At 39.3% G+C, this 443-nt stretch carries 1 protein-coding gene; it reads right to left on the reverse strand.

Annotated features, from left to right (window positions below):
• Positions 1–147: amidoligase family protein (locus tag OCV67_RS13535; protein WP_262644656.1), on the reverse strand; the 147-nt coding region annotated here is incomplete at its 3' end.
• Between the last annotated feature and the right edge of the window lie 296 nt (positions 148–443).

Genomic DNA, 443 nt, shown 5'->3' on the forward strand with positions numbered 1-443 from the left:
CATGCATCTGATGCTGGAATCGTAAACCACAGACCACTTTCTTCCTTTATCATCGCTGATGTAATATTTGTCGTAACTGCCGCCGAAATACTCGGTCGAACTGCCTAAAACCTTTCCAATTGCCTTTGCAGCTGCATTTCTCGTCAATCCGGTTGGTGCTATACTAAAAAAGTGGACAGCAAAAAGCGAAAGATGGTATAATAATAAAAAAAGGAGAGAAACACATGGAAAACACTAAGTATACAGAGGAATTCAAGCAAAGCATAGTAAGCTTGTATGAATCCGGAAAAAGCAGTACGTAGATATGCAAAGAATACGGAATGAGCAGTTCCACGCTGCATAAATGGATCAAAAAATATACAAAAGTCCAGGTTTCAGAAACTGAAACCATGACCATGGCCGAAATCAAAAAAATGCAAAAGAAATTAGCCTTGCTTGAGGAG

Source organism: Porcipelethomonas ammoniilytica (assembly GCF_025567485.1).
Taxonomy (GTDB): Bacteria; Bacillota; Clostridia; order Oscillospirales; family Ruminococcaceae; genus Porcipelethomonas; species Porcipelethomonas ammoniilytica.